Origin of the sequence: uncultured Schumannella sp. (assembly GCF_905479755.1) — a bacterium.
In the GTDB taxonomy this organism is placed as follows: domain Bacteria; phylum Actinomycetota; class Actinomycetes; order Actinomycetales; family Microbacteriaceae; genus DCRR01.
The window spans coordinates 1-8,086 of record NZ_CAJQNT010000054.1; the positions used below are offsets into that span (position 1 = coordinate 1).

At 69.8% G+C, this 8,086-nt stretch carries 7 protein-coding genes and 2 riboswitches; of the genes, 2 read left to right on the top strand and 5 right to left on the bottom strand.

Going from position 1 to position 8,086, the window contains the following annotated elements:
* Window positions 1–321: 321 nt before the first annotated feature.
* Window positions 322–720, top strand: coding sequence for a thiol-disulfide oxidoreductase DCC family protein (locus tag QZ258_RS12340; protein ID WP_294181987.1), 399 nt, complete (start codon window positions 322–324; stop codon window positions 718–720).
* Window positions 713–1,510 carry a CPBP family intramembrane glutamic endopeptidase gene (locus tag QZ258_RS12345; RefSeq protein WP_294181989.1) on the top strand — a complete coding sequence of 266 codons (798 nt, stop codon included), beginning with the start codon at window positions 713–715 and terminating at the stop codon, window positions 1,508–1,510. The genes QZ258_RS12340 and QZ258_RS12345 overlap by 8 nt, the downstream gene beginning before the upstream one ends.
* 16 nt (window positions 1,511–1,526) lie before the next feature.
* Here QZ258_RS12345 and gcvP read toward each other — a convergent pair whose 3' ends face one another.
* The 5 genes from gcvP to ychF form a co-directional block, all read right to left on the bottom strand.
* Window positions 1,527–4,448: an aminomethyl-transferring glycine dehydrogenase gene (gene gcvP / locus QZ258_RS12350; protein ID WP_294181991.1), complete on the bottom strand. Its 2,922-nt coding sequence runs from the start codon at window positions 4,446–4,448 to the stop codon at window positions 1,527–1,529.
* Window positions 4,449–4,454: 6 nt separating this feature from the next.
* Window positions 4,455–4,814: a glycine cleavage system protein GcvH gene (gene gcvH, locus QZ258_RS12355; RefSeq protein WP_294181992.1), complete on the bottom strand. Its 360-nt coding sequence runs from the start codon at window positions 4,812–4,814 to the stop codon at window positions 4,455–4,457.
* The gene (gene gcvT / locus QZ258_RS12360; protein ID WP_294181994.1) at window positions 4,811–5,944 is read right to left on the bottom strand and encodes a glycine cleavage system aminomethyltransferase GcvT; all 1,134 of its coding nucleotides are present in this window, start codon (window positions 5,942–5,944) and stop codon (window positions 4,811–4,813) included. The genes gcvH and gcvT overlap by 4 nt, the downstream gene beginning before the upstream one ends.
* Window positions 5,945–5,980: 36 nt before the next feature.
* Window positions 5,981–6,081: riboswitch (glycine riboswitch) on the bottom strand.
* A riboswitch (glycine riboswitch) is annotated at window positions 6,082–6,170 on the bottom strand. It lies immediately after the preceding riboswitch.
* Window positions 6,171–6,238: 68 nt separating this feature from the next.
* Window positions 6,239–6,823, bottom strand: coding sequence for a DUF4190 domain-containing protein (locus tag QZ258_RS12365; RefSeq protein ID WP_294181996.1), 585 nt, complete (start codon window positions 6,821–6,823; stop codon window positions 6,239–6,241).
* A gap of 60 nt (window positions 6,824–6,883) precedes the next feature.
* Entirely contained in the window at window positions 6,884–7,960 is a 1,077-nt protein-coding gene (gene ychF / locus QZ258_RS12370) for a redox-regulated ATPase YchF (RefSeq protein ID WP_294181998.1), read from the bottom strand.
* Between the last annotated feature and the right edge of the window lie 126 nt (window positions 7,961–8,086).

The following is an 8,086-nucleotide window of genomic DNA, read 5'->3' on the forward strand; positions in this document are numbered from 1 at the left end:
GCCGCTCAATACGAGCGCACCCGCCGCAACGACAGCGCCAACGGCGGCTGTCTTACGAATATTCATGCATGTCCTCCTGGCAATGTGACGGCGTGACGCAAGGGAGACCCCCGCGTCGCGCCCAGATAACACCCGACACTAGGAGGGGAATCGGGCGACGCAAAATCTTTCAGAGGAATCGTTACACCGCGGAAACGGAAACGAAGAATCTTTGCGTTGTGTGCGGATATGTGCACGGTTTTCTCGCGACGCGCACTTTTGTTGCTCCTCACCAGTGAGGACGCCGGGAAATCCCCCTCGAGCGCGCCTAACATTGACCCAATGAGCGAGAGCACAGCGCCCCCAACAGCGAGTCGCGACCTCCTGATCTTCGACGGCGATTGTGCGTTCTGCACAACCTGGGTCGCGCGTCTCCGCGCCTGGTTGCCTGCCTTCCCGGAGGCGCAGCCCTCCCAGTGGACCGATCTGTCTGCCTATGCCCTCAGCACGGAGGACGTCGCACGGTACGCCTGGTACATCACCCCGCGCCGGCAGTTCGGCGGTCACCTCGCGTTCTCCGCGCTGCTGCGCAGCCAGCCCCGCTTCGGCCTCCGACTCCTCGGCTGGCTCATCGCGACCCCGCCGTGGTCGTGGCTCGCCGCGGCCGGCTACGACTTCGTCGCCCGGTTCCGCCATCGCCTCCCCGGCGGCACCCCGGCCTGCGCGATGCCGCGTGAGTGAACCGGCCGACCGCGAGCTGAGCCTTCGCGACCCCGGCCGCGCGCGCATCCGCTGGGAGATCGCGATCGTGCTCGGGCTCTCGCTCGGGCAGTCGGCGGTCTACTCGGTCGTCGCCATCCTCAACCGCCTCACCCTCGAGGTGCCCCTCGCCGAGCAGACCGCGACGCTCAACCCCTCGCGCAGCACGCGCGAGATCTTCGACCTCATCTACCAGTTGTTGTCGATCGGCTTCGCCCTCGTCCCGGTCGTGCTCGTCGGCTTCCTGCTCTGGAGCTCGCGCCGGCCCCACCTCTCGCGGCTCGGGATCGACGGCACGCGCCCCGGGCGCGACCTGCTGTGGGGCGCCGCGCTCGCCCTCGGGATCGGGATCCCCGGCATCGCCGTCTACCTCGCCGGCCGTGCGCTCGGCCTGAGCGTCGCGGTCGACCCGAGCGGGCTGAACGCCTACTGGTGGACGATCCCGGTCCTGCTGCTGTCGGCGCTGCGTGCCGCGTTGCAGGAAGAGGTGATCGTGCTCGGCTATCTGTTCGCCAGGCTCGGCGATCTCGCCTGGCGACGGTGGACGATCATCGTCAGCGCCGCCGTCTTGCGCGGCAGCTATCACCTCTATCAGGGCATCGGCGCCTTTGTCGGCAACGTGGCCATGGGCATCCTGTTCGGCTGGATCTATTCGCGCACGCGCCGCGTCGTGCCGTTCATCGTCGCGCACCTGTTGCTCGACGCCGCCATCTTCGTCGGCTACCCCTGGGTCGCCACCGCGTTCCCCGAGCTCTTCGGCCTGCCCGGCTGATCCGGCCGCGACGGCGCTAGGCGAACGCCTCCACCGGCGGGCAGGCGCACACCAGATTGCGGTCGCCGTAGGCCTGATCGATGCGCCGGACCGGCGGCCAGTACTTGCGGTGCTCGAGACCGGGCACCGGGTACACCGCCTGCTCGCGCGAGTACGGGCGCTCCCACTCCCCCGCGATCACCGCGTGGGCGGTGTGCGGCGCGCGCACCAAGGGGTTGTCGTCGCGCGGCCAGGTGCCTGCCGCCACCGCATCCGCCTCCGCCTTGATCTGGATCATCGCGTCGACGAAGCGGTCGAGCTCGGCAAGATCTTCGCTCTCGGTCGGCTCCACCATAAGGGTGCCCGCCACCGGGAACGACATCGTCGGCGCGTGGAAGCCGTAGTCGATCAGGCGCTTGGCGACATCATCGACGGTGACGCCGGTGGCGTCACGCAGCGGGCGCAGGTCGAGGATGCACTCGTGCGCGACCAGGCCGTGCTCGCCCGCGTAGAGCACCGGGAAGTGCTCGCGCAGCCGTGCCGCCACATAGTTGGCGGCCAGCACCGCGGCGCCCGTCGCGCGCTGCAACCCGTCGGCGCCCATCATGCGCACATACGCCCACGAGATCGGCAGAATGCTCGGGCTGCCGTACGGTGCCGCGCTCACGATGTTCGCGTGCTCCGGCATCGCCGCACCGTCGCGCCCCGCGACGACGTCGCGCTGCTGCAGCGGATGCCCCGGCAAGAACGCCGCCAGGTGCGCCTTCGCCGCCACCGGCCCCACCCCCGGGCCGCCCCCGCCGTGCGGGATGCAGAAGGTCTTGTGCAGGTTGAGGTGGCTGACGTCGCCGCCCAGGTCACCGAAGCGCGCGTAGCCGAGCAGCGCATTCAGGTTGGCACCGTCGATGTAGACCTGGCCGCCTGCCGCGTGCACCGCCGAGGTGATCTCGCGGATGTCGTGCTCGTAGACGCCGTGAGTCGAGGGGTAGGTGATCATGAGTGCCGCCAGGTCGTTCGCGTGCTCGGTGACCTTGGCGCGCAGGTCGTCGAGGTCGACGTTGCCGAGAGCATCGCACGCGACCACCACCACCCGCATGCCGGCGAGCACCGCGCTGGCGGCGTTCGTGCCGTGCGCGCTCGACGGGATGAGACACACCGTGCGCTCCGCCTCGCCGCGCGAGCGGTGAAAGCCGCGGATCGCGAGCAGACCGGCCAGCTCGCCCTGCGAGCCGGCGTTCGGCTGCAGCGAGATCGCGTCGTAGCCGGTGACCTCGGCGAGCCAGGTCTGCAGCTGCTCGATCAGGTCGAGGTACCCGCCGACATCGGATTCGGGAGCGAAGGGATGCAGGCCCGCGAACTCGGGCCAGGTGACCGCCGCCATCTCGGTGGCGGCGTTGAGCTTCATCGTGCACGAGCCCAGCGGGATCATGCCGCGATCGAGTGCGTAGTCCTTATCGGCCAGGTACTTCAGGTAGCGCATCATGCCCGTCTCCGAATGATGCGTGTGGAAGACCGGATGCGTCAGGTACTCGGAGGCGCGGTGCAGCTCCGGCCCGATGCTGCGGTGCACGGGCTTGAAGCTCACCGCCGGGGCGTCGGCACCGAAGAACGCGGCGAGCACCGCATCCAGATCCTCGGTGGTCGTCGTCTCGTCGCAGGTGACGTGCACGGTGTCGGCGTCGACCTGCCAGAGCAGCACGTCGCGTTCGGCGGCGGCGGCCACCACCTCGGCGGCGCGGCCAGGAACGCGCACGCGCACCGTGTCGAAGAAGGAGTCGTGCACCAGTTCCGCGCCGCCGGCGAGCAGCGCCTCGGCGAGCAGGTTCGCCTGGCGGCTCGTCTCGTGCGCGATCCGCTTGAGGCCGGTCGGACCGTGGTACACGGCGTACATCGAGGCCATCACGGCAAGTAGCACCTGGGCGGTGCAGATGTTCGAGGTCGCCTTCTCACGGCGGATGTGCTGCTCGCGGGTCTGCAGCGAGAGGCGGTAGGCGGGGTAGCCGGCGGCGTCCAGCGAAACGCCGACGAGGCGGCCGGGGAGCTGACGCTCCAGCCCTGCGCGCACGGCCATGAAACCGGCGTGCGGTCCGCCGAAGCCCATCGGAACGCCGAAACGCTGGCTGGAGCCGACCGCGACGTCGGCGCCGAACTCGCCCGGGGCGGTCACCAGGGTGAGGGCGAGCAGGTCAGTGGCGGCGACGACCAGGGCGCCGCGCTCGTGGGCCTGGGCGGCGACCTCGGTCGGATCCCAGAGCAGGCCGGAGGCGCCGGGGTATTGCACGAAGACGCCGAAGCAGTCGGGGAGGGCGACGGGGGCTGGTCTCGATACGCCCTGCGGGCTACTCGACCGGCTCAGGTCGAGGGTGACGAGCTCGATGCCGAGGGCCTCGGCGCGGTGCGCCAGCAGCGCCTTCGTCTGCGGCAGCGCATCCGCATCGACGACGAAGACATTCGAGCCGGAGCCGGAGGCGCGGCGCGCCAGCAGCATGCCCTCGACGACCGCGGTCGCCTCGTCGAGCATCGACGCGTTCGCGGTGGCGAGACCCGTCAGGTCGGCGACCATCGTCTGGAAGTTGATGAGCGCCTCCAGGCGCCCCTGCGAGATCTCGGGCTGATACGGCGTGTAGGCGGTGTACCAGCTGGGGTTTTCGAGCACATTGCGTTGGATCACCGCGGGCGTGATCGTGTCGACATAGCCGAGCCCGATCATCGAGCGGCGCACCCGGTTGCGGCGGGCGAGCGCCCGCAGCTCGGCGAGCGCCTCGCGCTCGGTTGCGGCGGGAGGCAGGGAGCTCGCGCGAACATCGCCCGAGCCGGGACCATGCTCGGCGACGCGGATCGCGGAGGGCACCGCCGCATCCATCAGCGCGTCGACGGAGGCGAAGCCGACCGCGTCGAGCATCGACTTCTGGGCGGCCGAATCGGTGCCGATGTGGCGATCGGCGAAAAGCTCCCGCATGGTGTCCTATTCGTTCGTGAGGGCGGCGTACTCGTCCGCGCTCAGCAGCGTCGGGAGCGCGGTGAAGCGCACCTTAATGAGCCACGCGGCGAACGCGTCGGCGTTGACGAGCGAGGGGTCGTCGACGACGGCCTGGTTCGACTCCACGACCTCGCCGTCGACCGGGGCGAAGAGCTCGCCGACCGACTTGGTCGACTCGATCTCGCCGACCACCTTGCCCGCCGCGACGCTCGCGCCCGCCGACGGCAGGTCGACGTAGACGACGTCACCGAGCTTGTCGGCGGCGTAGGCGGTGATGCCGACGGTCGCGACGTCGCCGTCAACCGCGACCCACTCGTGCTCGGCGGTGTACTTCAGTTCGCTCATGATCGGGACTCTCTCCGGTAGAAGGGCAAGGCGACGACGGACGCAGGGATGCGGCTGCCGCGGACGTCGAGTTCGAGTTCGGTGCCGACCGCCGAGGACGCGGGGTCGACGAAGGCCATCGCGATCGGATGCCCGAGCGTCGGCGACAGGGCCCCGCTCGTCACCTCACCGACCGGGTCGTCGCCGCGCAACACGGCATAGCCCGCGCGGGCGGCGCGCTTGCCCTCGGCGGCGAGACCGACGAGAACCCGGGCATCGCCCGGGGCACCCGCCTCGAGCGCGGTGCGGCCGACGAAATCGGCCGTCTTGGTCGTCGGGAGCCCCACCCGGGCAAGCCCCGCCTGCGCGGGCCGGATTTGGGTGCCGAGCTCGTGCCCGTAGAGCGGCATGCCCGCCTCCAGGCGCAGCGTGTCACGCGCGGCCAGGCCGCACGGCACGAGGCCGTGCTCGGCGCCGGCGGTGGTCAGCGCATCCCACAGTTGCGCCGCACGCGCCGCCTCGACGTACAGCTCGAAGCCGTCTTCCCCGGTGTAGCCGGTGCGGGCGACCAGCAGCGCAGCCCCCTCGTACGACATGCCCATGCAGGCGTAGTAGGGCAGCTCGTCGAGGGTGTGCCCCATCGCCCACTCCTCGCGCTGCTCGAGCCCGGCGGTGGCCTCCAGAATCGCGCGCGCGTTCGGGCCCTGCACGGCGATCAATGCGAGCGCCTCGGTCAGGTCGGTCACCACCGCCTCGAAGCCCTGGATGCGCTCGGCGAGCGCCGCCGCCACGACGTCGTGGTTTCCCGCGTTCGCGACCACCAGGTACTCGCCGGGGGCGTTCTGGTAGACGATCAGGTCATCCAGGATCCCGCCGTCGGCGGCGAGGATCATCGTGTACTTGGCGCGCGAGAGTGGAATCGCGCTCGCATCCACGCACAGCGCCGCGTCGAGGAACGCGGCGGCCTGCGGGCCGGCGACCATGAACTCGGCCATGTGCGAGATGTCGAAGATGCCGGCGGCGGTGCGCACGGCGTGGTGTTCGGCGAGGTCCGAGCTGTAGCGCACGGGCATCTGCCAGCCGGCGAAGTCGGTGAAGCTCGCGCCGAGAGCGCGATGCGTTGCATCGAGGGGCGAGAGTCGATCGGTCACGGAGTTCTCCTGAGCACGGCGGGCTGCGGGTGGAACTCCCCCTCTGTACCGGTGCCTGAGAGTTTCACCCCGCCCGGCCAGGGGCGGCGCTTTCACCGTGGGCGGACCCTCGCGTTCAGGGCCTCTTTCCAGAGCGGCCTGTCGATGCGGTACTCGTACCTGAGAGATTGGCGGGGAGGCTTGCTCCTTCGGTGCTTCCCGGAGGAAGCTCTCCCGCATCGCGTGCGGCCCGATCTTCGATTGTGCGCTCAGCCTAGCAAGGTCGACCTCGCTCGACGGCGAAGTCGGGGCCTCCTAGCCCATCATCGAGATCGGAATGAGCGCGAACGGCACGAGCATCATCATGAAGCTGAACGCGATCGTCGCGAAGATCGTCAGCAGGTACACCGCGCTGAGCGCATAGCCGATGACGAGACCGGCGATCGCCATCTCGCGGCCCTGCTGGCCGCTGGTCTTCAGCTCGCGCAGCGCCAGGTGGCCGAACACGATGCCGAGGATCGGAATCACGAACGCGGACACGAGCGCGACGATCGCGAACACGTTGTAGGCCGGCAGCGCGACCGGCGCCGCAGAGGCCGAGGGCGCTGCGACCGGGGCCGCCACGGCGGGAGTCGGAACCGCGGGAACCGCCGCCGGCTCGGGCGTCGCGACCGGCTCGGGCGTCACCGGATCCGTGGGCTCGACGACCTCCCCCGCGAATCCGAGTCCGTGGGCCTCGAGGGCGCCCTCCAACTCGGAGAGCGCTCGCGGGCCGATGCCCTTGAGCGCGGCGATCTCGGCGCGCGTGCGCGCGGCGGCCTCCTCGAAGCTGGTGACCCCCGCCTCGGCGAGGGCGCGGCGCGCGGGGGTGCCCAGACTCAGGTCGTCAAAATCCATCATGGCTCCATCCTGGCACCGCCAACTGAAGGTTGGGGCAGTTTGCTTCGCCGCGGGATGTCGCTAGACGTTGAAGCGGAACTCGACCACGTCGCCGTCCTGCATGACGTAGTCCTTGCCCTCGATGCGGGCCTTGCCCTTGGCGCGCGCCTCGGCGATCGAGCCGGTCGCGACCAGATCCTCGAACGAGACGATCTCGGCCTTGATGAAGCCCTTCTCGAAGTCGGTGTGAATGACGCCCGCGGCCTGCGGTGCCTTCCAGCCCTTGCCGATGGTCCAGGCGCGAGCCTCCTTCGGACCGGCCGTGAGGTAGGTCTGCAGGCCCAGCGTGTCGAATCCGATCCGGGCGAGCTGGTCGAGACCCGACTCCTCCTGCCCGGTGGAGGCGAGCAGCTCGGCCGCGTCCTCCGGGTCGAGGCCGATGAGTTCGGACTCGATCTTCGCGTCGAGGAAGACGGCCTGCGCGGGCGCGACGACCGCCGCGAGCTCCGCCTTCTTGGCGTCATCGGTGAGCACGGCCTCGTCGACGTTGAAGACGTAGATGATCGGCTTGGCCGTCATCAGGCCCAACTCTTTGATCAGCGCGAGGTCGACACCGGTCGCGCGCGACAGCGGGGTACCCGCGTCGAGCGCCTTCTGGGCGGCGAGCGCCGCCTCCAGCACCGCCGGGTCGGCCTTCTTGCCCTTGACCTCCTTCTCGAGACGCGCGATCGCCTTCTCCAGGGTCTGCAGGTCGGCGAGCGCGAGCTCGGTGGTGATCACCTCGAGGTCGGATGCGGGGTCGACCTTTCCTGCGACATGCACGACGTCGTCGTCCGCGAATCCGCGCACCACCTGGGCGATCGCGTCGGCCTCACGGATGTTGGCGAGGAACTGATTGCCGAGGCCCTCGCCCTCGCTCGCACCCTTCACGATGCCCGCGATGTCGACGAACGAGACCGCGGCGGGCAGGATGCGTTCGCTGCCGAAGATCTCGGCGAGCTTCGCGAGCCGCGGGTCGGGCAGGTTGACGACCCCGACGTTCGGCTCGATCGTGGCGAACGGGTAGTTCGCCGCGAGCACGGAGTTCTTGGTCAGCGCGTTGAAGAGCGTTGACTTGCCGACGTTGGGGAGTCCGACGATGCCGATAGTGAGAGCCACGAGGGTCGAGCCTACCGGCGGCTCACTCGAGCGTCACACCGCGGTCGTAGGCGAGGTCGAGCAGGTCGAGGGCGACGAAGGCCGCGATGCGCTCATCCCGGCCGACGAAATAGTTGGGGCCACGCT